Raw genomic sequence first — 25,200 nt, 5'->3', positions numbered from 1 at the left:
CAGGGGGGACCCCCAGAGCACGCACCGAACGCCGCTCCTTCTCCCACGGAGATCCATCAGAAGCGGCCTAGGGCCTGCCGTTGGGCTCAGGCCGGCTTGGCTGTGCGGCTCGACTCCTGTCGGCCGACGCGAGTGGGGCACGGTGCGTGCCGCTGCAAGGCGGAGGAGAGCGTCGACGTGGTGGGGGTTGCGGGGGCGAGAGCCCGGGGGAGCCGGCAACCGACGACAACGCCGCAGAGGGGCGTGCCAGGCCCCGCGACGCCGGGCTGATGCGGACGACAGGCCGGGGAGCGTTCACCGCCCCGGGCGCCGTCGGCACCCCGCACGGGCGCCGGCCGCCTCGCCGCCGGGAGACGGCTCCGCGAGGCCGGAGCCTCGCGGTCTGCCGCCGCTATGCGGGGTTCTGGCTGGCGAGCGCCACGGAGAGCTCCCCGGCGACCTGCTGGAGCACCGGCACGATCCTGTCCGTCGCCGCCTCCGTGACCCGGCCCGCCGGGCCGGAGATGGAGATGGCCGCGGCGGTGGGGGAGTCGGGCACCGGGACCGCGAGGCAACGGACCCCGATCTCCTGCTCGTTGTCGTCGACGGCGTAACCCTGCCGGCGCACGTCCTCCAGCGCCGCGAGGAACCCGTCGGCCGTCGTGATCGTCTTCTCCGTCGCGGCGGGCATGCCCGTACGGGACAGCAGCGCCCGTACCTCCTCCGGCGGGAAACCGGCGAGCAGGGCCTTGCCCACGCCCGTGGAATGAGGCAGCACGCGCCGGCCGACCTCCGTGAACATGCGCATCGAGTGCTTCGAGGGCACCTGCGCCACGTAGACGATCTCGTCCCCGTCCAGCAGTGCCATGTTCGCCGTCTCGCCGGTCTCCTCGACGAGCCGCGCGAGGTACGGCCGCGCCCAGGTGCCCAACAACCGGGAGGCCGACTCGCCGAGACGGATCAGGCGCGGGCCGAGCGCGTACCGCCGGTTCGGCTGCTGACGAACGTACCCGCAGGCCACCAGCGTGCGCATCAGCCGGTGGATGGTCGGCAGGGGCAGCCCGCTGCTCGCGGACAGCTCGCTCAGGCCGACCTCGCCGCCCGCGTCCGCCATCCGTTCGAGCAGGTCGAAGGCGCGCTCCAGGGACTGGACGCCGCCGTTGGCGGAGGACCGGGCGGAGTCGGTGGTGCTGGCGCTGGACGTCGGCACGGCGCGTTCCTTTCGGGCGGGCGGGAAGGGCAGAAGCCTACCCGGCAGTCGGTTGACTCCCCGCTTGGACGTAGCTACGTTCTGCTTGCTGGAAGTTTAATTCCGCTTTGTGGAAACGTCCAGAGGTGTTCGCGTCGAAGGCGCCGCGGTCCAGTGTGCCCTTGACGGCGCGGGAGAGGGAGTGAAGACTCCTTCAACAGAAAGTTGAATTCCGTTACGCGGAAGTAAGGGGTTCGGGTGTCCGACGCTGAACTGGTGCTGCGCTCGACGCGCGTCATCACTCCCGAGGGAACGCGTGCCGCGTCCGTGACGGTGGCCGGCGGCAGGATCACGGCCGTCCTCCCGCACGACGCGCCCGTACCGGACGGCGCCCGCCTGGAGGACCTGGGCGACCACGTGCTGCTGCCCGGCCTCGTCGACACGCACGTGCACGTCAACGACCCCGGCCGCACCGAGTGGGAGGGCTTCTGGACGGCCACCCGCGCCGCGGCGGCCGGCGGCATCACGACGCTCGTCGACATGCCCCTCAACTCCCTCCCGCCGACCACGACCGTCCCGCACCTGCGGACCAAGCAGCAGGTGGCCGCCGACAAGGCGCACATCGACGTCGGTTTCTGGGGCGGCGCCCTGCCCGACAACGTCAAGGAGCTCCGCCCGCTGCACGAAGCGGGCGTGTTCGGCTTCAAGGCGTTCCTGTCGCCGTCCGGCGTGGAGGAGTTCCCGCACCTGGACCGGGAGTCGCTGTCCCGCGCCATGGCCGAGATCGCCGCCTTCGACGGACTGCTCATCGTGCACGCCGAGGACCCCCGCCGCCTCGCCTCCGCCCCGCAGCAGCCCGGCCCCAGGTACGCCGACTTCCTCGCCTCCCGCCCCCGGGACGCCGAGGACTCCGCCATCGCCCAGCTCATCCGTGAGGCGAAGGCCCTCCACGCGCGCGTGCACGTCCTGCACCTCTCCTCCAGCGACGCCCTGCCGATGATCGCCCGGGCGCGGGCGGAGGGCGTCCGCATCACCGTGGAGACCTGCCCCCACTACCTGACCCTCACCGCCGAGGAAGTCCCCGACGGCGCCAGCGAGTTCAAGTGCTGCCCGCCCATCCGCGAGGCCGCCAACCAGGACCTGCTCTGGCAGGCACTCGCCGACGGCACCATCGACTGCGTCGTCACCGACCACTCCCCGTCCACGGCCGACCTGAAGACCGAGGACTTCGCGACGGCCTGGGGCGGCATCTCCGGACTCCAGCTGAGCCTGGCGGCCGTGTGGACCGAGGCACGCGAGCGGGGGCACGGCCTGGAGGACGTGGTCCGCTGGATGTCGACGCGCACGTCCGCACTCGTCGGGCTCGACGACCGCAAGGGCGCCATCGCGGTGGGCCGCGACGCCGACTTCGCCGTCCTCGCCCCCGACGAGACCTTCACCGTCGACCCGGCGGCCCTCCAGCACCGCAACCACGTCACCGCGTACGCGGGCAGGACCCTGCACGGCGTCGTGAAGTCCACCTGGCTACGCGGACAGCGGATCGTCGCGGACGGCGCGTTCACCGAGCCGAAGGGGCAGCTCCTCACCCGGACCCACTGACAACCATCCCGGACCTCGAAAGGCAGACCTGATCACCGTGACGGCGATTCCCAGTTTCACCGGCGACGCGAACCCCTACGGAGGCGGTGACCCGTACGCGGACTACCGCGCCGCCGACTTCCCCTTCACCCGGTACGCCGACCTCGCCGACCGGCGCCTCGGGGCCGGTGTCATCGCCGCCAACGACGAGTTCTTCGCCCAGCGCGAGAACCTGCTGGTGCCCGGGCCCGCCGAGTTCGACCCCGAGCACTTCGGGCACAAGGGCAAGATCATGGACGGCTGGGAGACGCGCCGCCGCCGGGGCGCCTCCGCAGACCACCCCTGGCCGACGGCCGAGGACCACGACTGGGCGCTGGTGCGCCTCGGCGCACCGGGCGTGATCCGCGGGATCGTCGTCGACACCGCCCACTTCCGCGGCAACTACCCGCAGGCCGTCTCCGTCGAGGGCACCCGCGTGGCGGGCTCCCCCTCGCCGCAGGAGCTCCTCGGGGACGACGTGAAGTGGACGACCCTCGTCCCGCGCACCCCGGTCGGCGGCCACGCGGCGAACGGGTTCGCTGTCGACGTCGAGCAGTGCTTCACCCACCTGCGGGTCAACCAGCACCCCGACGGCGGCATCGCCCGCCTGCGCGTTCACGGCGAGGTGATCCCCGACCCCGCCTGGCTGGGGGCGCTCGGCACCTTCGACGTCGTCGCCCTGGAGAACGGCGGCCGGGCCGAGGACGCCTCCGACCTCTTCTACTCGCCCGCCTCCAACACCATCCAGCCGGGCCGCTCCCACAAGATGGACGACGGCTGGGAGACCCGCCGCCGCCGGGACCGCGGCCACGACTGGATCCGCTACCGGCTGACCGCACAGGCGCAGATCCGCGCCCTGGAAATCGACACCGCCTACCTCAAGGGCAACAGCGCCGGCTGGGCCTCGGTATCCGTCAAGGACGGCGAGAACGGCGCCTGGCAGGAGATCCTGCCCCGCACCCGCCTCCAGCCCGACACCAACCACCGCTTCGTCCTGCCGGCCCCGGCCGTCGGCACGCAGGCGCGCGTCGACATCTTCCCGGACGGCGGCATCTCCCGCCTGCGCCTGTTCGGCTCCCTGACCCGGGAGGGCGCGAACCGGCTGGCCGCCCGCCACCAGGAACTGGGTGGCTGACCCTCCTCGCGACCGTGGGGCGCCCCGGCCGGAGAACACCGGCGCGCCCCACGTCCCTCACGCCGCGTGACCGCCGTCGACCGAGAACTCGGCACCGGTCACATACGTCGCCCCCGCCAGGTACGCGACCATCGAGGCCACCTCGTCGGCCGTACCGAACCGGCCCAGCGCCGTCATCGCGGCCTGGCCGGCCGCGTACGGCCCGTCCGCCGGATTCATGTCCGTGTCGATCGGGCCGGGAAGGACGAGGTTCGCCGTGATCCCGCGCCCGCCCAGCTCCCGGGCCAGCGCCTTCGTCAGCCCGGCCAGGGCCGCCTTGCTCGTCGTGTAGAGCGTCCCGCCGGGTCCGGGCACCCGCTGGGCCAGGCAACTGCCGATCGTGATGATCCGCCCGCCGTCGGGCAGCCGCGCGGCGGCCGCCTGAGAAGCCAGGAAGACGCCCCGTACGTTGACGTGGAGGACCCGGTCCACCTCGGCGAGCGACAGGGTCTCCAGCGGCCCGAGCACCCCCACCCCCGCGTTGTTCACCAGGATGTCGAGCCCGCCCAGTGCCTCGGCCGCCGCGTCCACCACCCCGGCCGCCGCGGCGGCCTCGGCCGCGTCCGCGCGCAGCGCCACCGCCCGGCGCCCCAGCGCCTCCGCCTCCCGGACGACGGTCTCGGCCGCCTCCTTGCCGTTCACATAGGCGACGGCCACGTCCGCGCCCTCCCGGGCCAGGCGCACCGCCGTCGCCGCGCCGATCCCACGGCTCCCGCCGGTCACGAGAGCCACCTTGCCGTGCAGAGTTCCTCGAGAAGTCATGCATCCATCCCAGCGGCGGCAGGGCCGCGCCGCTGGCGGCGAACGGACGTGGAAGTCCGGGAGGGGAGCCCGAAGCGGACGCCCGCCGTCCGGAGCACCTACGGAACCGGTTCCACGGCGGCGAACCCGACCGTGGAACCCCGCCCGGGCGGACCGTCGGGCGGTGGCGGGCCGCCCCTCGCAGGTCCTGGTTCCGCCGACGGCATGAGCGGGCTACCACTCCAGGTCATGCCTCGCAGGCCCGGGTTCCGTCGGCGGCACGGGCGGGCTGCCGCCCGAGACCATGGCTCGCAGATCCGGGTTCCGTCAGCGGCACGGCGGCTGCCCCCCGGGCCAGGGGCGCGGCACGGCCGTGCGGGCCTGTCCCCGGCCAGGGCGGCCCTGCCGGGCGTCGCGGCGGTGAGAGAGGGCATCCGGCGCCGTCGGCGCACGCAGGCGCGTCCGGCGCAGCGATGAGTTGCGGGTGCCGGTGGGGTCTGAACCCATGGCAGCAGATCCCGTCCGACCCGGAAGGAAGGCACCCGCCATGGGCAAGCTCGTCTCCACCCTCTTCGTCACCCTCGACGGCGTCTACCAGGCCCCCGGCGGGCCGCAGGAGGACACCCGCGGCGGTTTCAGCCACGGCGGCTGGAGCTTCCCCTACGCCGACGAGGACTTCGGCCGGTTCATCGGCGAGGTCTTCGCCCGCCCGGGCGCCTTCCTGCTCGGCCGCCGCACCTACGACATCTTCGCCACCTACTGGCCCAAGGTGACCGACCCCACGGACCCGGTCGCCTCCCGGCTCAACTCGCTGCCGAAGTACGTGCCTTCCTCGACCCTGACGGACCCCGGCTGGGCGGGCACCACGGTGCTCTCCGGTGATCTGGCCGAGGAGGTCACCGCCGTGAAGGAGCGCACCGACGGGGAGGTCCAGGTGCACGGCAGCGGCGCCCTCCTGCGGTCCCTGCTGGCGCTCGACCTCGTCGACACCCTGCACCTGCTGACCTTCCCGGTCGTGCTCGGCTCCGGGTTCCGGCTGTTCACCGAGGGCACCGTACCGACCGCGTTCGAGCATGCCGGGGGGAGCGTCACCGGCGCGGGCGGGTCGATCCAGAGCTACGACCTGAAGGGCCGCCCGGAGTACGGCGAGTTCGGGCTGCCGGAGGACGCGTGAGGGCGCCGCGCCGCCGAACCCCGCCGGAGCCCGGGCCGGGCGTCCGTGCGCCGCTCACACGGACTTCCGGCTCCCGGCCGCCGCGAAGAGGGCGACGCCCAGCACGAGCAGCGCGACGCTCGCGTAGATCTCGTAGCCGTCCAGGAACCCCAGCCGCTGCACCAGGCCCCAGTTCCAGGCGGTGAACTCGTGCACCAGGGCCGCCACGCCCTGCACCAGGGCGAGGAAACCGAGAATCTCCAGTACCTGCTTCATGCCGCGAGCCTCGCCGCGCGGACCGCCCACGCACATCGGCCGCGGGGCGCGGACCCGGGGCCGGAAGTCCCCGCCTCGGCGCCGCCGCGGCATCGAAAGTCTGCGGCGTGCCGACTTTGGTCGACGAACCGGTCCGGGGACGGGTGGAACGGGCCACCGCTGCGTAGATTTGTCGCTCGTGAGTGGTGACGACGTGGGGCACGCTTCCCCGCTGCCGGTGGGCGAGGCACCCGCGCTGTTCACCGGGCGCAGATGGGTCTTCCCGTCGGCGCTCCTGCACCAACTCGACCCCGACGCCGCCCGGGCCGGGCGCCGACCCCGGCGCACCGCCCGCGACTGGGTCGTCGACTTCTCCTGCTTCCTGCTGGCCGTGCTGCTGGGCGCGGTGGCCGCGGACGCGCTGGCCGACAATCCCCACGTGCCGCCCGGACTGGCCGTCATCGACCAGGTGATCGGTGCGCTGGCCTGCGCGGCGGTCTGGCTGCGGCGCCGCTGGCCGCTGGGGCTCGCCGTGGCGATGACCCCCCTCACCTTCGTCTCGGACACCGCGGGCGGCGCCGGGCTCATCGCATTGTTCACTCTCGCGGTGCACCGTCCCTTCCGGTACGTGGCCTGGGTGGGCGGCGTCAACGTGGCGGCGGTGCCCCTCTACTACTGGCTGCGCCCCGACGCGGACCTTCCCTACCTGGTGAGCGTGCTGTTCGCCGGGCTGCTCACCGTGGCGATCGTCGGCTGGGGCATGTTCGTACGGGCCAAACGGCAGCTCATGGTGAGCCTGCGGGACCGCGCCCGGCGCGCCGAGACGGAGGCACGGCTGCGGGCCGAACAGGCGCAGCGGCTCGCCCGCGAGGCCATCGCGCGGGAGATGCACGACGTGCTCGCGCACCGGCTGACGCTGCTGAGCGTGCACGCGGGCGCCCTGGAGTTCCGGCCCGACGCGCCCCCGGCGCAGACGGCGCGGGCGGCGGGCGTGATCCGGGAGAGCGCGCACGAGGCGCTCCAGGACCTGCGGGAGATCATCGGCGTCCTGCGGGCGGGCGAGCCCGACGACACGGGCCGGCCGCAGCCCACGCTCGCGGCGCTGGACACACTGGTCGCCGAGTCCCGCGAGGCCGGCATGAAGGTCTCCCTCGACCAGCGCGTCGAGGATCCCGCCACCGTGCCGTCCTCCGTCGGCCGCACCGCCTACCGGATCGCCCAGGAGGGTCTGACCAACGCGCGCAAGCACGCCCCCGGCACGGAGGTCACCGTGACCGTCACCGGCGCGCCCGGCACCGGCCTCACCGTCCGCGTGCACAATCCGCCGCCCGAGGGCGAGGTGCCGCCCGTCCCCGGCTCCGGGCAGGGCCTGATCGGCCTGACGGAACGGGCGACCCTGGCGGGCGGCCGACTGGAGCACGGACCCACCCCCGAGGGCGGATTCGAGGTGCGGGCGTGGCTGCCGTACGGATGAGCGCCCGCCGCCCGGGCCGTCAACCCCCTTCGCCGGGCGGGGCGTCGGCGCGGACCGTCACCCCGTCCGTCCGGGCCCGCCGCCCGGCCGGCCGTGATTACGTGAGGCTCATGACTGAGATCAGACTGCTCCTCGTCGACGACGACCCGCTGGTGCGGGCCGGGCTGTCCTTCATGATGGGCGGCGCCGACGACATCGAGATCGTCGGCGAGGCCGCCGACGGCGCCGAGGTGGAGGCCCTCGTCGACCGCACCCGCCCGGACGTCGTCCTCATGGACATCCGGATGCCGACGGTCGACGGTCTCACCGCCACGGAGCGGCTGCGCGCCCGCCCGGACGCACCGCAGGTGGTGGTGCTCACCACCTTCCACGCCGACGAGCAGGTCCTGCGCGCACTGCGCGTGGGCGCCGCCGGGTTCCTCCTCAAGGACACCCCGCCGGCCGAGATCCTCGCCGCGGTGCGCCGCGTCGCGGCCGGCGACCCGGTCCTGTCGCCCACGGTCACCCGACAACTGATGCGGCACGCCGTCGGCACCGCCGGCGACACGCGCCGCACCCGCGCACGCGACCGCATGGCCGTCCTCAACGACCGCGAGCGGGAGGTCGCTCTCGCGGTCGGCCGGGGCCTGGCCAACGCCGAGATCGCCACCGGCCTCTTCATGAGCGTCGCCACCGTGAAGACGCACGTCTCGCGCATCCTGGCCAAGCTCGACCTCAACAACCGCGTGCAGATCGCGCTGCTCGCCCACGACGCGGGGCTCCTGGAGGAGGAACGGGAAGAGCGCTGACCGCCCGGCGCCGGCCCTAGGGCGAGCCCGGGTCAGGGCCCACCGGGGATCTCCGCGAGGTGCAGCGGCCTGCGCTCCCGCCGCGACAGCTCGCACGCCTCGGCGATCCGCAGCGCCTGCAGCGCCTCACGCCCGTCGCAGGGGTTGGCCCGCTCGCCCCGGACGACCTCGACGAACGCGTTCAGCTCCGCCTCGTAGGCGGGGCCGAACCGCTCCAGGAAGCCCGTCCACGGCTTGTCCGCGGCCGGTGGCCCGGTCGGCTCGGTGGACGCGATCGGCGTACGGTCGTCCAGACCCACCACGATCTGGTCGCGCTCCCCGGCGAGCTCCATGCGCACGTCGTAGCCGGCCCCGTTCATCCGGGTCGCGGTCAGGGTGGCGAGGGTGCCGTCGTCCAGGGTGAGCAGCGCGGCCGCGGTGTCCACGTCGCCCGCCTCGCGGAACATCCGGGGGCCGGCGTCGGACCCGGCGGCGTAGACGTCCGCCACCTCCCGGCCGGTCACCCAGCGCAGCACGTCGAAGTCGTGAATCAGCGTGTCCCGGTACAGCCCGCCGGACAGCGGCAGCCACGCGGCGTCCGGGGGCGCCTGGTCGCTGGTGAGGGCCCGCACGGTGTGCAGGCGCCCCAGCCGTCCGGAGCGCACGGCCTCGCGGGCACCCGTGTAGCCCGCGTCGAAGCGGCGCTGGAAGCCCATCTGGAGAGCCGTGCCGGCCGCCTCGACCTCGGCGATCGCGTTCAGGGTCCCCGGCAGATCCAGCGCGATGGGCTTCTCGCAGAAGACCGGCAGGCCCGAGCGTGCTGCCCGACCGATCAGTTCGGCGTGGGCCGACGTCGCCGTCGTGATCACCACGGCGTCGACCCCCCAGCGGAAGATCTCCTCCACGCCGGGCGCCGCTGTCTCGCCCAGCCGGTGCGCCAGGTCCTGGGCCCGGCCGGGGTCCGCGTCCGTGAGGATCAGGGAGCCGACGTCGCGATGCCGACTGAGCGTGTTCGCGTGAATGGTGCCGATGCGGCCCGTACCGATGACGCCGATGCGCATGAGAACAAAGTGCGTGCACAGCCCGCCGCTGTCAATCTGCATGTCCGGACAATCTGACTACACGACTTCCCGTCAACAACGCACGGAGCTACGCTCGGCCCGTGCCGAAACCAGAAGTGGACCCGACCGTGCAGCTCGAGCTGAGCGTGGACCGCAGCTCTCCCGTGCCGTTGTACTTCCAGCTGTCCCAGCAGCTGGAGGCCGCGATCGAGCACGGCACGCTGACCCCCGGCAGCCTGCTGGGCAACGAGATCGAACTCGCCGCCCGGCTCGGCCTGTCCCGGCCGACCGTCCGCCAGGCCATCCAGTCGCTCGTCGACAAGGGCCTCCTCGTACGCCGCCGCGGCGTGGGCACGCAGGTCGTGCACAGCCAGGTCAAACGCCCCCTGGAGCTCAGCAGCCTCTACGACGACCTGGAAGCGGCGGGCCAGCGCCCGGCCACCCGGGTCCTGGTCAACGAACTCGTCCCCGCCCCGGCCGAGATCGCGGCCGCACTGGGAGTCGCCGAGGACAGCGACGTCCACCGCGTCGAGCGCCTGCGCCTCGCCCACGGCGAGCCCATGGCCCACCTCTGCAACTTCCTGCCCCCCGGTCTGATCGGCCTCGACACCGACCAGTTGGAGACGACGGGCCTCTACCGCCTGATGCGGGCGGCGGGCATCACCCTGCACAGCGCCCGCCAGTCCATCGGCGCCCGGGCGGCGACGACGGAGGAGGCGGAGCGGCTGGCCGAGGAGACGGGCGCGCCGCTGCTGACGATGCAACGCGTCACATTCGACGACACGGGCCGCGCGGTCGAGTACGGCACCCATACCTACCGTCCGACGCGCTATTCGTTCGAGTTCCAGTTGCTCGTACGTACGTGAGGGCTGCGGGTGACCGTGCCACGAGTCCCCGCGCACCCGCACCCGGCGACGATCCGCGCCACCCCTGTGCTCCGCACCCCGCCGCCCCGTGAGGCAGAATCGGCGGCGATGAGCACCTATCGCGACTTCACCGCCCCCATCGGCTCCCGCCGTGCCACCGTGCTCCGCACCGTCGGCACCCGGGAGCGCCGCTCCCACCTGACGGCACCCCGCGTGCCCACGGTCGGCATCGACATCGGCGGCACGAAGGTGATGGCGGGCGTCGTCGACGCCGACGGCAACATCCTGGAGATGCTCCGCACGGAGACCCCGGACAAGTCGAAGAGCCCCAAGGTCGTCGAGGACACCATCGCGGAGCTGGTCCTGGACCTCTCCGACCGGCACGACGTGCACGCCGTCGGCATCGGCGCGGCCGGATGGGTGGACGCCGACCGCAACCGGGTGCTGTTCGCCCCGCACCTGTCCTGGCGCAACGAACCGCTCCGCGACCGCCTCTCGGGCCGGCTCTCCGTACCGGTCCTCGTGGACAACGACGCCAACACCGCCGCCTGGGCCGAGTGGCGCTTCGGCGCCGGCCGCGGCGAGGACCACCTGGTCATGATCACCCTGGGCACCGGCATCGGCGGCGCCATCCTGGAGGACGGCCAGGTCAAGCGCGGCAAGTACGGCGTCGCCGGCGAGTTCGGCCATATGCAGGTCGTGCCGGGCGGCCACCGCTGCCCCTGCGGCAACCGCGGCTGCTGGGAGCAGTACAGCTCGGGAAACGCCCTGGTCCGCGAGGCCCGTGAGCTGGCCGCCGCCGATTCGCCCGTCGCGTACGGGATCATCGAGCACGTCAAGGGCAGCATCGGGGACATCACCGGCCCGATGATCACCGAGCTGGCCCGCGACGGCGACGCCATGTGCATCGAGCTGCTCCAGGACATCGGCCAGTGGCTCGGCGTCGGCATCGCCAACCTCGCCGCCGCCCTCGACCCGTCCTGCTTCGTGATCGGCGGCGGTGTCTCGGCCGCCGACGACCTGCTGATCGGCCCGGCCCGGGACGCCTTCAAGCGGCATCTCACCGGCCGTGGTTACCGCCCCGAGGCCCGCATCGTCCGGGCCCAGCTCGGTCCCGAGGCCGGCATGGTGGGCGCCGCCGACCTCGCCCGGCTGGTGGCCCGCCGCTTCCGCCGCGCCAAACGCCGCCGCGTGGAGCGCTACGAGCGCTACGAGCGGTACACGCAGTCGCTCCGCAGTACCCAGGAGACGCCGTGACCGCCTCCCTGCCCCACCAGGGACCCTGGTCCGACGAGCAGGACCGCCCGGTCGAGGACCGCCGCCGCAGGAACCGCCGCAGGGCCCTCACCCTGCTGATCATCGTGCTGCTCATCGGCATTCCGGCCGGCTACCTCGTGATCTCCGCGAACCAGAGCCGCGACAGCGGCAAGGACAAGGAGGCCAAGTACTCGGCGACCGGCCTCACCGAGGGCTGGCCCTCCAAGCTCCAGCGCCGGATCTACCAGGTGCCCGTCCCGCACCCCGCCTGGCACGTGGCGTACTACGAGACCAACAACTGGAAGACCAGTCGCCTGTACACCCAGTTCGAGACCAACGCGGCCGGTCTGGACGCCTATCTGACCGGCCTGGGCGTGACCCGGAAGGATCTGAAGAAGGGCAAGATCACCATCGGCGCCCGCGACCGGAAGGTCACCGGCTGGACGTTCGCCGCGAACGACGCGTGGTTCGGCTTCGTCCACCGGCAGAAGAACCCCGCCCCCACCCACGACGTGGTCGTGGACCTGTCCAACCCGGCGTACCCCTGGGTGTACGTCGTGTCCCGGACCGTGCCCTGAGCCCGCCGGAGCCGATTGGACAGGCCAGCAGGATGTCGGTCAGACCCTGAGCCACGACCACCGGAACCCGCTACGAGTATCAATGTCAGACCCCGCCCGTAGAGTCGGAGACAACTGATCCGGCACGCGGGGCGGGAGGTGGCAGGACGTATGGGGAAGACCGCTGAGACGACCGATCGGACGGCGGACGCCACGGTCCCGGTCCGGCTCCCGGCCGTCTTCCTGCCCGCGCCCCTCCCGCGCGACGGGCGCATCGCCTTCTGGGACCCCGAGGGCGAGGTTCTTCCGGCCGAGGCCCCGCCCGCCGAGGGCACCGAGCTGACCGTCGTCCGCCCGCACGGCACCGCCGGAGTCCGGCGCCGCACCACCCCGGCCCTGTCCCTCCCGCTGGACGCGGCCCTGCCCCTCCTCGTCCGCGCCCGGCACGACCCGGCGGCCCACCCGGCCACGGCCTGCTGGGGCGCGGCCGCCCTGCACGCCCTCCGACTGACCGCGCGCGGCCGGCTGCTGCCCGGCCTGACCGCCACGGGCCACGACGCCTGGCGCGCCGGCCCCCTCGACCCGGACGACGTCGCGCACCTGCGCGCGGTCGCCGCGGCCCTGCCCCACGAAGGCCACGCCGTCCCGCTGCCCGGCCCCGGCCCGCTCCGGCTGCCCGAACCGGAAGCGCTGGTGCGCGCCTTCCTGGACGCGGTCGCCGACACCCTGCCCCGCACCCCGGCCGCGCCGCACACCTCCGGCCGGCCCTTCGCGGCCCGCGAGGCCCAGCACCTGCCGGCCGCCCACGACTGGGCCGCCGAGGTCGCCGCCGGCATGGACGCCGGCGTGCGCGTCTCGCTGCGCCTGGACCTGTCCGCCTACGACCTGTTCGACGACGCCTCCGACGGCGGCGCCGGCGCGGCGATCGTCCAGGTGCACAGCCTCGCCGACCCCACCCTCGTGGCCGATGCCGCGGCCCTGTGGGCGGGCGCGGCCACCGACGCCTTCGGACCCCGCGCGCGCGTGGACGCGGCCCTCGCCGTCCGCCGGGCGGCCCGGGTCTGGCCCCCGCTCGACCGGCTCGCCGACCAGGACGTGCCCGACGTGCTGGCCCTGACCGAGGACGAGCTGAACGACCTGCTCGGCGTCGCGGCGACCCGGCTCGCCGCGGCCGGGGTCGCCGTGCACTGGCCGCGGGACCTCGCGCAGGACCTGTCGGCCGCGGCGGTGGTCCGCCCGGCCCCCGGCTCGGCGACCGACGGCACCGGCTTCTTCGAGAGCGAGGACCTCCTCCAGTTCCGCTGGCAGCTGGCCCTCGGCGGCGACCCGCTCACCGACACCGAGATGGACGCCCTCGCCGAGGCGCACCGCCCGGTCGTCCGGCTGCGCGACCAGTGGGTGCTCGTCGACCCGGCGCTCGTCCGCAAGGCCCGCAAACGCGACCTGGGCCTGCTCGACCCGGTCGACGCGCTGTCCGTCGCCCTCACCGGCACCGCCGACGTGGACGGCGAGACGGTCGAGGCCGTACCGGTCGGCGCCCTGGCCGCCCTGCGCGACCGCCTGACCGCGGGCATCCGCCCGGCCGAGCCACCCCCGGCTCTGCGGGCCACCCTCCGGGACTACCAGCTCCGCGGCCTGGCCTGGCTCGACCTGATGACCTCCCTCGGCCTCGGCGGCTGCCTCGCCGACGACATGGGCCTCGGCAAGACCGTCACCCTCATCGCCCTGCACCTGAAGCGGGCCCGCCGCGAACCGACCCTCGTCGTCTGCCCGGCCTCCCTGCTCGGCAACTGGCAGCGGGAGATCACCCGTTTCGCCCCCGGAGTCCCGGTCCGCCGCTTCCACGGCCCCGACCGCAGCCTCGACGGCCTGGACGGCGGTTTCGTCCTCACCACGTACGGCACCATGCGCTCGACGGCCCCCGCCCTGACCGAGCGCGCCTGGGGCATGGTCGTCGCCGACGAGGCGCAGCACGTGAAGAACCCCTACTCGGCCACCGCCAAGGCGCTGCGCACCATCCCGGCCCCCGCGCGCGTGGCCCTGACCGGCACACCCGTCGAGAACAACCTCTCGGAGCTGTGGGCCCTGCTCGACTGGACCACCCCCGGCCTCCTCGGCCCCCTGAAGTCCTTCCGCGCCCGGCACGCGCGGGCCGTGGAGAACGGCGAGGACGAGGAGGCGGTGGAGCGCCTGGCCCGCCTGGTGAGGCCCTTCCTGCTGCGCCGCAAGAAGTCGGACCCGGGCATCGTGCCCGAGCTGCCGCCCAAGACGGAGACCGACCATCCGGTGCCGCTCACCCGCGAACAGGCCGCTTTGTACGAGGCGGTGGTCCGGGAGTCGATGCTCGCCATCGAAACGGCCGAGGGCATGCCCCGCCGGGGCCTGGTGCTGAAGCTCCTCACGTCGCTGAAGCAGATCTGCAACCACCCGGCGCTGTTCCTCAAGGAGGAGCACACCCCGGCCGCGGGCGACCGGCTCGCCGCCCGCTCCGGCAAACTCGCCCTGCTGGACGAGCTGCTGGACACGCTGCTGGCCGAGGACGGGTCCGCCCTCGTCTTCACCCAGTACGTCGGGATGGCCCGCCTGATCACCACCCACCTGGCCACCCGCGCGGTCCCGGTCGACCTCCTCCACGGCGGTACGCCGGTCCCCGAGCGGGAGCGCATGGTGGACCGCTTCCAGGCCGGTTCGACGCCGGTCCTGGTGCTGTCGCTCAAGGCGGCCGGCACCGGCCTGAACCTCACCCGCGCGGGCCACGTCGTGCACTTCGACCGCTGGTGGAACCCGGCCGTCGAGGAACAGGCCACCGACCGCGCCTACCGTATCGGCCAGACCCAGCCGGTCCAGGTGCACCGCCTCATCACCGAGGGCACCATCGAGGACCGCATCGCCGAGATGCTCCAGTCCAAGCGGGCCCTGGCCGACGCGATCCTCGGCTCCGGCGAGTCCTCCCTCACGGAACTGACGGACCGGGAGCTGTCCGACCTGGTGTCCCTGCGGAGGTCGTCATGACCCCCAGCCCGGCCGACGAGGCCCGCCGCGCACTGCGCGAGGCCCGGGAGCGGGCGGCCAGGGAAACCGGCCCGGCACCGACTGCCCGGCCGGGCCCGCCCCCGGCCGGGCGCGCCGCCGACCAGGGGACCCCCGGCCCGGCAGATGTGGCACGCGAGGCGCTCCGAAGGGCGGCGTCCGTTCGGGACGAGGCCGGTGACGATGTTCCCGATGTCGTTGGTGTCCCTGATGCCTGTGATGCCTGTGATGCCTGTGGTGCCGGTCATGCATCCGATGTCGCCGATGTTTCCGAGGCCACCGGTCGGGAGGACGACTGCGGCGCCGAAGCCGCCGACAGTCGCGAGGCGGACCAGGGCCCTGAATCCACCAGTGCGCCCGCGGGCGCCGGTTCCTCCGCGATCGCCGGTTCCTCCGAGATCATCGATGCGCCTGAGAACGCCGGTTCGTCGGAGGCCTTCGATGCCACCGCGGTCGCCGGTTCCGCCGAAGCCGTCGATGCACCCGAGATCGCCGGTGCGTCGAAGATCGCCGGTTCCTCCGCGATCGCCGGTGCGGGGGAGGCCACCGGTGCGCCTGACGACGCCGGCGCACCCGGCGACACCCCGGCGCCGCAACCCCAGGCATCCCACGGCAACCCTCGGACCAGCCCGGCCCCGGCGGGGGCCGTCCCCACCGCTGCCGCCCCCGCGCGGCCTTCCACCCGGGCGGGGGGAGCCGAGCCACGCGCCGCCGACATCGCCCGTGAGGCGCTGCGCGCGGCGCGGGACGACGCGCGGCGGGCCCGCGAGGAGACCGAGCGGGAAGGCGCCCGCCGCAGGCGCCGGGCCCGGCAGAGCGCCGTGGACGACAGAGCGGCGGCCGCGCGGCGAGCGGGCGCGGACGCCCCGGCCGTGCGCGAGGTCCGGCAGTTGCTGTCCGACGCGTTCCGGATGCCGAACCCGCCCACCGACGACCATGAGCGAACCACCGAGCAGGCGAGTGCTCCGGCTCGCATGGCCGACCTGCCGCACCGCTCCGCCGACAGAAGCCCGGAGAGGCCGCACATCGAGCACGGCCGGGAGGAGCCGTACGGCGGTAACGACCCGGCCGGACCCAGTCAGGAGAAGCCGTACAGCGAGTCCGACCCGGCTGCGCCCGGCCCTGCGGCGCCCGACCGGGCCGGAAGCCCGGGGGCCGGTTCCGAGGTCTCGGCTGCGCCGACCGGGTCCGGTACGTCGGCATCGTCGCGCCCGGCCCTCGCCGGACACAGGGACAGCCCTGCGGCGCCCGACCGGGTCGGAGGCCCGGGGGCCGGTTCCGAGGCCTCGGCCGTGCCGACCGGGTCCGGCACCCCGACACCCCAGCCCAGGGACCCCGCCGCGCGCCCCGACGGCCCGGCGACGACGCTTCCGCCGTCGGCCCCGGCCTACGCCCGCCCCAGTCATCCGGCGCCTGCGAGTTCCCCGACCGCCGACTCGGCGCAGCTCTCGGCACCGCGCTCGGCCCCCGCGTCGTCCCGCACCCCCAGGTCGCCCCGCTCCATGGCGGCCCCCTCCCGCGACAGTGAACTGCGGCGTACCTTCCCGCCCTTCCCACCCCGGGTCGGCGAACGCTTCGCCGAGAGCTGGTGGGGTAACGCCTGGGTCAGCGCCCTGGAGCAGGGTGCGCTGGACGTGAAGCGGCTGGAGCGCGGGCGGGGGTACGCCGGGCAGGGGCATGTCGACGCCATCACGGTGACACCCGGCCTGGTGCTGGCCTACGTCCAAGGCAGCCGCCCCCGCCCGTACCGCGTCCAGGTCCGTCTGCGCACGCTCGACGACACCGACTGGGACCGGTTCCTGGACGCCGCCGCCGATCGCCCCGGGCACATCGCGGCGCTGCTCGACAAGGAGATGCCCCAGTCCCTCGCCGACTGCGGTGTGCCGCTGCTGCCCGGTCCCGGTGACCTGGAGCCGCGGTGCAGCTGCCCCGACCGCGGTCACCCCTGCAAGCACGCGGCCGCCCTCTGCTACCAGACCGCCCGGCTCCTCGACGCCGACCCCTTCGTCCTGCTTCTGCTGCGCGGCCGGGGCGAGCGGGATCTGCTCGACGCGCTGTCCCGGCTGAGCGCCACCCGCGCCGCGCGCGCCGCGCAGGACCGGGGCCCGGCGCCCCTGCCCGGCGTGCGGGCGGCGGAGGTCCTCGCATCGCGCGCCCTCCCGCCCCTTCCCGCACCACTGCCTCCGCCCGCGCACCCCGAGCAGCCCCCGGCCTATCCGGCGGCCCCCGGCGGCCCGGACCCTTTCGCCCTGGACCAACTGGCCACGGACGCCGCCGCCCGCGCCCACGCCCTGCTTCACACCGGCCGCGACCCGGTCGGTGAGCTGACCCTCTGGCAGGACGCGGTCCGCCTGGCAGCGGCTCGTCCCGGGGCGGGGCTCACCGCGGGCAGCCGGGCGCTCTACTCCTCCCTCGCCTCCGCGGCGGGCCGCACCCCGTCCGAGCTGGCCCGCGCGGTCGCCGCTTGGCGCCAGGGCGGACTGGAGGGTCTCGCCGTGCTGGAGGAGCCGTGGGACCCGCCCGCCGGCCGGTTCGACCGGGCCCGGCCCCTCCTCCTCGCCGCCGATCTGCCCGCCTTCCGGCCCTGGCGCAATCACCTCACCCACCCCCAGGGCCACGTCCAGCTCCGCCTCGGCCGAGACGGCCTCTGGTACGCCTACGAGTCCGAGCCCGGCCACGACGACTGGTGGCCCAGAGGCACCCCCGACCTGGACCCGGTCGGAGCGCTGACCGGCCTCGGCCTGCCGAGCGACCTCTGACCCGGCGGAGGGTCCACTTCGACGCGGACGGTGTCGCCGAGGTCGCGGATTCCGGCGGCAGCCCATGGGGGCTCCCCGTTGTGGCCGAGAGCCTCCATGGAGGGAACGCGGGTCAGCCCATGCCCTGGAGACGCCAGATCTGGTTCTTCTTGCTGGTCAGGGCACTCGCGGTGTCGCAGGTCCACTGGTGGATCTTCGCACCGGCCGCGGTGGAGATCCCGCTGACGTCGACGCACTTGCCGCTGTGCACGGCGACCAGCTGGTGGTCCTGGGCATGGCCCAGAGCGGTCACGGGACGCAGGGTGAACTGCTGGTTGGTGCCGCTGCCGCAGGTGAACTGGATGACGGACGCCCCGTCAGCGGTGGAGGCGTTCGCCACGTCCAGGCACTTGCCGCTGTGCTCGTTGACGATCGTGTAGGTGTCGGCCTTGCCCGCGACCGGCTTCAGGTCGAGCATCTGCTGGTAACCGCCCTCGCAGTGGTACTGCTGGTACTGGGTGCCGTTGGCGGTGGACAGGTTGGTGTCGTCCAGACACTGTCCACTGTGCTGGGCGACGGCGACCGTGGAGATCGTCGTGTTGGACGGCGGGAGCAGGGTGACGGTGTAGCCGTCCCTGGAGTCCGTCCACGGGACGGTGAGGGACGCGGAGTTGGAACCGACGGTCAGAGTCTGGTCCGAGACGGTGACCGGCCCGGTGACAGCGCCCCCGTCGTTGTTCGGGATGCGCTGCAGGACCGCACGCACCCGGCCGTTCTCGACGACGTCGGTGGTGTCCAGACGGTCGAGGTTGACGGTGACGTTACCGGTGTTGCCGTTGCTGCCCAGCAGGATTTTGGCGTTTCTGGCCGTGTTGTCCTTGGTCGCCAGACCGTCGGTGTTGGTGCCTGGCGTGAGCTTGACGATGTTGCCGGACTGCGATCCGTAGTAGCGGTACAGGAACCATTCCCCCAACGGCAGGTACTGCCCTGCGCTGTTCTTCGTCAGCAGGTTGGCCTGGAAGTCGTGCAGGCTCGCGCCCGACGCCCAGTTGGCGCGCAGCCCGTCGGCTCCGGCCCGCTCCAGACGGGAGATGTACCAGGCCCCGCGCCCGGGGGTCTGCTCGTTCGTGTTGGCGTACTCGTTGACCTGGAAGGGCCGGCTGGTGGTCATCGACCGCGCCGACAGCTTGGACCGGACCGCGTTCGCGTCGACGACCGGGTCGCCGGGCAGATCGTGCCAGCTGTAGATGTTCGGCTCGACGTTGTTCGTCTTGACGTAGTCCAGGTACGTGTTCCACCACCCCGAACCGCTTCCGGCGGGCTTGCCGGCGGTGCTCGGACCGACGATCACCGCGTTCGGGAAGGCGGCGCGGATCCTCTGGTAGGCCCGCTTCCACATCTCCAGGTACTGGGCCTGCGTGCGCGCCCAGAAGGGGGTCCAGTCGGGCTCGTTCCAGATGTCCCACTGGATGTCGGTCATGCCCGCCGCCTGCGCGTCGGCGATGAGGCGGTCGTAGAAGGCGTCGAACCGGGTCCAGTCTCCGTTGTCGCCGGGGAACGTGGGACTGGTCGTGCCGTCGGCGCCCCACAGGTCGTGCGGCAGGATGACGAAGGTGCCGCCCAGCGTCTTGGTGCGCTGGTACTGCGCCCGGGTGGAGTTCCAGCGGCGGTCGTACTTACCCGCGACCCAGCCGCCGGGATTGTCGAGCTGGGCGCCGCCGGCCCGCATGAACTTCCACTTGATGTCCTTGTAGAAGTGGTCCTGCGGCAGCGAGCCGTTCTCGGTCATGCCGTAGATCGTGCCCGAGGCGCGGTAGGTGGGGGCGCCTCCCGCGGTGGCGAAGTCGACGGTGACGGTGGTGTCGGCGGCCTGGGCGGTAGTGCCGGGAAGGAGGACGGCCCCGACCGACGCGAACAGCGCGGTGAGCGCGGTGGTCCTGCGCAGACGGCGGCCGCCTGCGGAACCGGGCTCCGCGGTGTGTCTGAGCGGTGGAAGGAAGCGGGACATGTGCATGAGTTCTCCCGAGAGGGTGGGTGCTGCCTGGGCGGGGTGCCCAGGGGGGTTCAGCCGCCGGTGTGCGCGGCGGGTGCGGTGTGCCGGAGTTCTCGGGCTCCGGCGAGAAGGAGGTAGCTGCTGGCGGTCCAGGTGTAGGCGCGGTCGCGCAGACCCGTGCCGTTCAGGGCGTCGAAGTTCTCGGCGAAGCCGTACGTTTCGCACAGGGCGCGGAAGCGGGCGCTGATCTCGTCCGCGAGACGGTGGTGGCCGGCGCGGCGCAGGCCGTCCTCGATGAGGACGGTGGCCGGGGCCCAGATCGGTCCGCGCCAGTAGCCGTCGGAGAGGTAGTGCGGTGAGCCGGGGAGTTCGGTGGCGAGGCCGTGCGGAGTCAGGTGCTTTTCGATGCGTTCGGCGAGGACGGCGCTGACATCGTCCGGCAGGTGCTCACCGAGCACGGCGGGCATCAGGTCGAGCAGGCTGGAGCTGCTCCAGGTGTCCGCGCCGTGAGCGGAACGGGTGATGAACCGGTCGTCCTGCCAGAGCTCGTCGAACAGGGCGGCCTGGGTCTCCTCGGCCGTGCGCGTCCACTTGCGGGCGTCTTCGGAGCGCCCCAACTCGCTGGCGAGCCGGGCGAGTTCGTGGAGCTGGAGGATGAGAAAGGCGGCCAGGTCGGCGGTGACGACCACCCGTTCGGGGTCGAAGGTGGTGGCGTTGTCCCAGCCGCTGTCGTTGCCGTGCTGGTAGTGGGGCAGTGCGGCGCCGGGGGCGCGCCGTGCGGTGAGCCAGAAGTTCGTCCAGCGCTCCAGCATGCCGTACGTTTCGGCCAGTTCCGCCTGGTCGAGCGGTCTGGGCAGCCGTCCGCGCAGACGGCCGAAGGCCCAGCCGTGGATGGGTGGTTTGACGAAGTTGTACAGCACCTCGGAGTGGGTGACCGAGTCGGGCAGGGCGCCGCTTTCGTCCTGGTGGTCGAAGGGCAGCGCGAACTGGTCGCGCGCCAGCTCCGGGCAACCGGAGGCCAGGGCGAGGGCGTTGAAGCAGTGGTCCCAGCTCCACACCTTGTCCATCCAGTGCTTGGACATCAGCACCGCGGGCCGTGCGAGCAGGCCGGCCGGGCGTACGGTCGCGGACCACACGACGTAGGCGGCGAGTTCGGCGGCCGGGGTGGCGGACGAGCGCCAGGGGGCCACCGCGTCGACGAAGTCCGCGAAGGAGTTCCGGGCGGCCTCCGCGACTGCGCCGAATCCCGCCGACGAGGCGTAGGGCGCCCGGGCGGCGTCGCATTCCTCCACCGCGATCTCCCAACCTCCGCCGGAGTCCGCCGCGATGGTGACACCGCGCTCCGCGCTGCCCAGGGCCTCGGACCCGGACGTGTCGGTCACAGAGCCGGACAGCACGGTGACCCGGTAGCGGCGTCCGGTCTCGTACGAGGTGAACACGTACGCGTCGGCGACCGGGTCGCGGTAGAAGTAGGTGCCGCTGAAGGGTGTCAGGGTCTGCGCCGCCGCGCTGACGCGCAGGCCCAGGCCCGCGCCGCATACGCGAACCGTGTCCGGGGACTCGTAGGCGAGTTCGATGCGTCCGCTCTCGTGGATCCAGCGGAGCAGGCTCGGTGTGGCTTCGACGCGCGTCCCGGCCCGGTCGCCCGTCGCCACTTCGAGCGGGACCAGGCGCAGGACGGCGTGCATGCCGTTCTGGTGCGAGACGAGGTGGAGGTCTTCGGCACGCGTCTTCTCCGCGAGTACGGGAGAGATACCGAACCAGGATCCGTGTGTGCTGAAGGGTATGTCGTGGACGGAGAAGGACGGGCCGGGCGGTGCGGCGGTCATGACGGGTGACTCGTTTCTCGAGCAGGGGGCAACGGCCGACCACGGGGGCTCGGTCATGGTCGGGCGTAGGGACGGGGTGGGAGGACCTGGTCCGGGTCCGTGCCGTGGGCTCAGTCCTTGACCGCTCCGGCGGTCACGCCGGCGGCGACGTAGCGCTGGGCGAGCACGAGGATCACCGTGGCGGGCAGTGAGGCCACGACGGCGGTGGCCATGATGGCGTTCCACTCCTGGTTGTTGTTGCCGATGTACTGGTAGATGCCGAGGGTGATCGGCTGGTGGGTGCCGCCACTGGCGAGGGTGCTGGCGAAGATGAAGTCGGACCAGGACCACAGGAACGCGAACAGGGACACCGTGACGACGGCGTTGCGACTCATCGGCAGGACGATGGACCGAAAGGTGGTCAGGGGCCCGGCGCCGTCCATCGTCGCCGCCTGGAGCAGTTCGCGGGGGATGCCCGACATGAACGCGGTGAAGATCAGGACCGCGAAGGGGACGGCCAGAGTGGAGTCCGCGACGATCAGGCCGGGGACGGACTGGAGCAGGCCGAGCTGGAGGTAGATGGCGTAGAAGCCCATCGCCATGATGATGCCGGGGACCATCTGGGCCACCAGGAAGAAGAAGCTGAGCACACCGCCGCCGCGCGGGCGGAGTTTGGCCAGCGCGTAGCCGGCGGGCGCGGCGAGGGCGACGGTCAGGACAACGGTGCCTAGGCCGACGACGAGGCTGGTGGCGAGGTAGGGCAACTGCTCGTCCAGCACGGCCCGGTAACCGGCCAGGGTGCCGTGCACGGGGAACAGGCCGGGCGGGCTCTTGCGCATGTCCTGGTCGCGGGTGAAGGACACGTTGAGCATCCAGTAGACCGGGAACAGCATGAGCGCGGTGAGGACGAGACCCGTGGCCGTCTTCCACCAGGTGGTGCGGCGGGCCCGGCGCGGGCGGTGTGCGGTCGCGATGGTCGTCATGAGGCGTACTGCTTTCGCTGGACCCTGAGATACACCAGGCCGAAGACCAGGGCGGCGACGACGAGCAGGTTGCCGACGGCCGCGCCCGGGCCGAAGGCGGGCAGCAGGTTGCCGAAGCCGAGCTGGTAGGACCAGGTGGCGAAGGTGGTGGAGGAGTCCGCCGGACCGCCCTTGGTCATGATCCAGATGATGTCGAAGACCTTGAGCGTGTAGACCAGCCCCAGCAGCAGGGTGATCGCGGAGACGGGACGCAGCAGCGGGAAGGTGATGCTCCAGAACCGGCGCCACGGGCCCGCCCCGTCGAGCGCGGCGGCCTCGTACAGACCGGCCGGGATGGACTGCAGGCCGCTGTAGAGCACGACCAGGTTGAACGGGACGCCGATCCAGATGTTCGCGATGATCACCGAGGCCAGCGACCAGGACGGCGAGGTCAGCCAGTTCACCGGGCCGAGACCGACGGCGTGCAGGGCGGCGTTGACGATGCCGGAGTCGCTGTTGAGCATCCACGACCAGGTCGAGGCCGACACGATCAGCGGCAGCAGCCAGGGCACCAGGAACAGGGCCCGCAGGGTCGCCGAAAGCCGGAAGTTCTGGTGGAAGAAGACCGCGAGGGCCAGGCCGATGGCGTACTGGAAGAGCAGGCACACGGCGGTGAACACCGCGGTGTGCAGGAGCGCGGGGGCGAAGGTCGGGTCGTCGAAGACGATCCGGTAGTTGGCGAGACCGGTGAAGGGGGCGTCGCCCTGGACGAAGGAGCGGACGGTGTAGTCGCGCAGGCTCAGATCGAGGTTGCGGTAGAGGGGATACGCGTAGAAGAGGGCGAGGTAGACGGTGACCGGGGCGAGAAAGGCCCAGGCGGCCCACTGCTCGGAGGAAGGACGCCGCCGTGCCCTGGAACGGTCCGGAGGCGGGGCGGCGGTGGCCGCCCCGGTCCGGTCGCGCACCGGCAGCCGGTCCGGCACCTGTGTCGTGTGATTCATCAACCGGCCTCTGACGCCCTTTACTTGGCGGCGGACTGTGCCGCGGAGAGCGCGTCCTCGGGGGACTTGGACCCACTGAGCGCGGACTGGACGGCCTTCCACAACTGCTCGGAGATCTTCGGGTACTTGGTCCCCAGATCATCACTCGTGCGTCCCTTGGCCGCCTTGACCGCGTCGATCCACGGCTTCAACGCGGGGTTGGCCGCGGCCTGCTTGTCCTGGACCTCGCTGGTGGGTGCGACATAGGAGAGCGTGGTGTCGGTGGCGAGGAGGTTCTCGCTGCTGGTCAGGCAGGACACGAGCTTCTGCGAGGTGGCGTAGCGGCCGGTGTCGCCCTGCACCGGGAGGGTGACGAACTCTCCGCCCGTCGGGGCTGCCGCGTCGCCGCCGGTGGCGCTCGGGACGGGGACGACTCCGTAGTCGAAGCCGGCCTTCTCGGCGTTGGCCAGCTGCCACGTGCCGTTCTCGGCGAACGCGTAGTCGCCGCTGGCGAACTCCTGCCAGCTGGTGGTCTGGGTGTTGTTGAGCACGGAGTTGGGGGCGTAGCCCCTGTCCAGCCAGCCCTTCCACAGCGACAGAGCGGACACGGCCTCGTCCGAGTCGACCTCGGTGAGCTTCGCGCCGGAGCCCCAGAACCAGGGCAGGAACTGGAAGCTGCCCTCCTCGGTGCCGATCGCGGAGAACGTGATGCCCTTCTTGCCGGCCTTCTTGACCTTTGCCAGCGCCTCGGTCAACGACTTCCAGTCCTTGACCGAGGAGATGTCCACCCCGGCCGTCTTGAGCACCTTCTTGTTGTAGTAGAGGGCAAGGGTGTTGGCACCGATCGGCGTGCCGTAGGTCTTGCCGTGCGACTGACCGGCCGCGAGCAGGTTGGCGTCCACCTTCGAGGTGTCCAGATCATTGTCGTCGGTCGTGGTGAGTACGCCCGCCTCGGCCAGGGTCGACACCACGGGGTTGTCGACGATGAGCACGTCGGGGGAGTTGTCCTGCTGGGCCGCCAGCAGCGTCTTGTTCGCCAGGTCGCTGGTGTCGAAGGCGGTCCGCTTGACCTTCACACCGGCCTTGGTGCCGCAGTCGTCCAGCAGCTTCACCCACGCCGAGCCCTTCGCGAACTGCGGATAGGGGTCCCAGATGGTGTACGTGCCGCTGCCCGCGCCCTTGGCGTCGGTGCTGCCCGAGCCGGACGAGCATGCGGTGGTGCCGGTGGCGACGGCGACGACGGTCATGGCCGCGGCGGTCAGGCGCCGTCTGGTGGATCTGTTCATTGCGCGTTCCTTCGCGTTGTGGGCAAGGGGGTGCCGTGGGAGTGGCGATCAGGGGTGGCCGGAAGTGCTGGGGAGGGGTGAGGGTGGCTAGGGGTTCGGGCCGGCGGGGCCGGTGCTGGACCGCAGCGAGATCGGTGGCGCGAGCAGGTGGTGCCGAGGGGCGGCCTCGGGGTGGTCGAGCCGCTCGATGAGCAGGTCGACGGCAAGCCGGCCCATCTGTTCCGCCGGTACGTCGGCTGCGGTGAGCGGTGGGGTGACCGTCTCCGCCCACCGGCTCGCCACCACTCCGGTGACGGAGAAGTCGCGCGGCACA

Annotated in this window: 19 protein-coding genes and 1 pseudogene; 10 read left to right on the top strand and 10 right to left on the bottom strand. The window is 72.7% G+C overall.

Annotated elements, in window-relative coordinates:
• Positions 1 to 391: 391 nt before the first annotated feature.
• A complete protein-coding gene (locus tag QNO09_RS38325; RefSeq protein WP_283974854.1) occupies positions 392 to 1,189 on the bottom strand; it encodes an IclR family transcriptional regulator in 798 nt (265 codons plus the stop codon).
• A gap of 237 nt (positions 1,190 to 1,426) precedes the next feature.
• Here QNO09_RS38325 and allB point away from each other — a divergent pair, with 237 nt between their 5' ends.
• Positions 1,427 to 2,767, top strand: coding sequence for an allantoinase AllB (allB, locus tag QNO09_RS38320; RefSeq protein WP_283974853.1), 1,341 nt, complete (start codon positions 1,427 to 1,429; stop codon positions 2,765 to 2,767).
• A gap of 37 nt (positions 2,768 to 2,804) precedes the next feature.
• On the top strand, positions 2,805 to 3,920 hold the full coding sequence (gene alc, locus QNO09_RS38315; RefSeq protein WP_283974852.1) for an allantoicase: 1,116 nt from the start codon (positions 2,805 to 2,807) through the stop codon (positions 3,918 to 3,920).
• Between the two features lie 57 nt (positions 3,921 to 3,977).
• Here the strand turns inward: alc and QNO09_RS38310 are convergent, their stop codons facing one another.
• Positions 3,978 to 4,721 (bottom strand): SDR family oxidoreductase, encoded by a 744-nt coding sequence (locus QNO09_RS38310; RefSeq protein WP_283974851.1) that lies wholly within the window; start codon positions 4,719 to 4,721, stop codon positions 3,978 to 3,980.
• A 526-nt stretch (positions 4,722 to 5,247) separates the two neighbouring features.
• Between QNO09_RS38310 and QNO09_RS38305 the strand changes: the two genes are divergently transcribed.
• On the top strand, positions 5,248 to 5,874 hold the full coding sequence (locus tag QNO09_RS38305) for a dihydrofolate reductase family protein (protein ID WP_283974850.1): 627 nt from the start codon (positions 5,248 to 5,250) through the stop codon (positions 5,872 to 5,874).
• 54 nt (positions 5,875 to 5,928) lie between these two features.
• Here the strand turns inward: QNO09_RS38305 and QNO09_RS38300 are convergent, their stop codons facing one another.
• Positions 5,929 to 6,129 carry a hypothetical protein gene (locus QNO09_RS38300; RefSeq protein WP_283974849.1) on the bottom strand — a complete coding sequence of 67 codons (201 nt, stop codon included), beginning with the start codon at positions 6,127 to 6,129 and terminating at the stop codon, positions 5,929 to 5,931.
• Positions 6,130 to 6,298: 169 nt separating this feature from the next.
• On the opposite strand from QNO09_RS38300, the gene QNO09_RS38295 reads away from it, so the two are divergent.
• Both QNO09_RS38295 and QNO09_RS38290 read left to right on the top strand, forming a co-directional pair.
• Entirely contained in the window at positions 6,299 to 7,582 is a 1,284-nt protein-coding gene (locus QNO09_RS38295; protein WP_502962408.1) for a sensor histidine kinase, read from the top strand.
• Between the two features lie 110 nt (positions 7,583 to 7,692).
• Positions 7,693 to 8,370 (top strand): response regulator transcription factor, encoded by a 678-nt coding sequence (locus tag QNO09_RS38290; RefSeq protein WP_283974848.1) that lies wholly within the window; start codon positions 7,693 to 7,695, stop codon positions 8,368 to 8,370.
• A 32-nt stretch (positions 8,371 to 8,402) separates the two neighbouring features.
• Here the strand turns inward: QNO09_RS38290 and QNO09_RS38285 are convergent, their stop codons facing one another.
• Positions 8,403 to 9,410 carry a Gfo/Idh/MocA family protein gene (locus tag QNO09_RS38285; protein ID WP_283974856.1) on the bottom strand — a complete coding sequence of 336 codons (1,008 nt, stop codon included), beginning with the start codon at positions 9,408 to 9,410 and terminating at the stop codon, positions 8,403 to 8,405.
• 128 nt (positions 9,411 to 9,538) lie between these two features.
• Here QNO09_RS38285 and QNO09_RS38280 point away from each other — a divergent pair, with 128 nt between their 5' ends.
• From QNO09_RS38280 to QNO09_RS40185, 5 genes and pseudogenes are all read left to right on the top strand, one after another.
• Positions 9,539 to 10,276 carry a GntR family transcriptional regulator gene (locus tag QNO09_RS38280; protein ID WP_283974855.1) on the top strand — a complete coding sequence of 246 codons (738 nt, stop codon included), beginning with the start codon at positions 9,539 to 9,541 and terminating at the stop codon, positions 10,274 to 10,276.
• Positions 10,277 to 10,384: 108 nt separating this feature from the next.
• Positions 10,385 to 11,533 (top strand): ROK family glucokinase, encoded by a 1,149-nt coding sequence (locus QNO09_RS38275; RefSeq protein WP_031106526.1) that lies wholly within the window; start codon positions 10,385 to 10,387, stop codon positions 11,531 to 11,533.
• On the top strand, positions 11,530 to 12,111 hold the full coding sequence (locus QNO09_RS38270; RefSeq protein ID WP_283974847.1) for a sugar kinase: 582 nt from the start codon (positions 11,530 to 11,532) through the stop codon (positions 12,109 to 12,111). Before QNO09_RS38275 ends, QNO09_RS38270 begins: the two co-directional genes overlap by 4 nt.
• Positions 12,112 to 12,261: 150 nt before the next feature.
• Positions 12,262 to 15,102 carry an SCO1167/SCO6262 family helicase gene (locus QNO09_RS38265; RefSeq protein ID WP_283974846.1) on the top strand — a complete coding sequence of 947 codons (2,841 nt, stop codon included), beginning with the start codon at positions 12,262 to 12,264 and terminating at the stop codon, positions 15,100 to 15,102.
• Positions 15,103 to 16,595: 1,493 nt separating this feature from the next.
• Positions 16,596 to 17,879, top strand: a pseudogene (locus QNO09_RS40185) (SWIM zinc finger family protein); the annotation flags it as partial.
• A 112-nt stretch (positions 17,880 to 17,991) separates the two neighbouring features.
• On the opposite strand, the gene QNO09_RS38255 reads toward QNO09_RS40185, so the two are convergent.
• The 6 genes from QNO09_RS38255 to QNO09_RS38230 all read right to left on the bottom strand — a co-directional run.
• Complete coding sequence (locus QNO09_RS38255) at positions 17,992 to 19,866, bottom strand: RICIN domain-containing protein (RefSeq protein WP_283974844.1); 1,875 nt, start codon at positions 19,864 to 19,866, stop codon at positions 17,992 to 17,994.
• 56 nt (positions 19,867 to 19,922) lie between these two features.
• Entirely contained in the window at positions 19,923 to 21,680 is a 1,758-nt protein-coding gene (locus tag QNO09_RS38250; RefSeq protein WP_283974843.1) for an amylo-alpha-1,6-glucosidase, read from the bottom strand.
• A 110-nt stretch (positions 21,681 to 21,790) separates the two neighbouring features.
• Positions 21,791 to 22,642: a carbohydrate ABC transporter permease gene (locus QNO09_RS38245; protein WP_283974842.1), complete on the bottom strand. Its 852-nt coding sequence runs from the start codon at positions 22,640 to 22,642 to the stop codon at positions 21,791 to 21,793.
• Positions 22,639 to 23,622, bottom strand: coding sequence for a carbohydrate ABC transporter permease (locus QNO09_RS38240; protein WP_283974841.1), 984 nt, complete (start codon positions 23,620 to 23,622; stop codon positions 22,639 to 22,641). The genes QNO09_RS38245 and QNO09_RS38240 overlap by 4 nt, the downstream gene beginning before the upstream one ends.
• Positions 23,623 to 23,642: 20 nt before the next feature.
• On the bottom strand, positions 23,643 to 24,887 hold the full coding sequence (locus QNO09_RS38235; RefSeq protein ID WP_283974840.1) for a sugar ABC transporter substrate-binding protein: 1,245 nt from the start codon (positions 24,885 to 24,887) through the stop codon (positions 23,643 to 23,645).
• Between the two features lie 87 nt (positions 24,888 to 24,974).
• On the bottom strand, positions 24,975 to 25,200 hold a 226-nt coding region (locus tag QNO09_RS38230), incomplete at its 5' end, for a substrate-binding domain-containing protein (RefSeq protein WP_283974839.1).

It is taken from the genome of Streptomyces sp. 378, assembly GCF_030124145.1.
Classification (GTDB): domain Bacteria; phylum Actinomycetota; class Actinomycetes; order Streptomycetales; family Streptomycetaceae; genus Streptomyces.
This window is presented reverse-complemented; position numbering and strand designations above follow the sequence as displayed.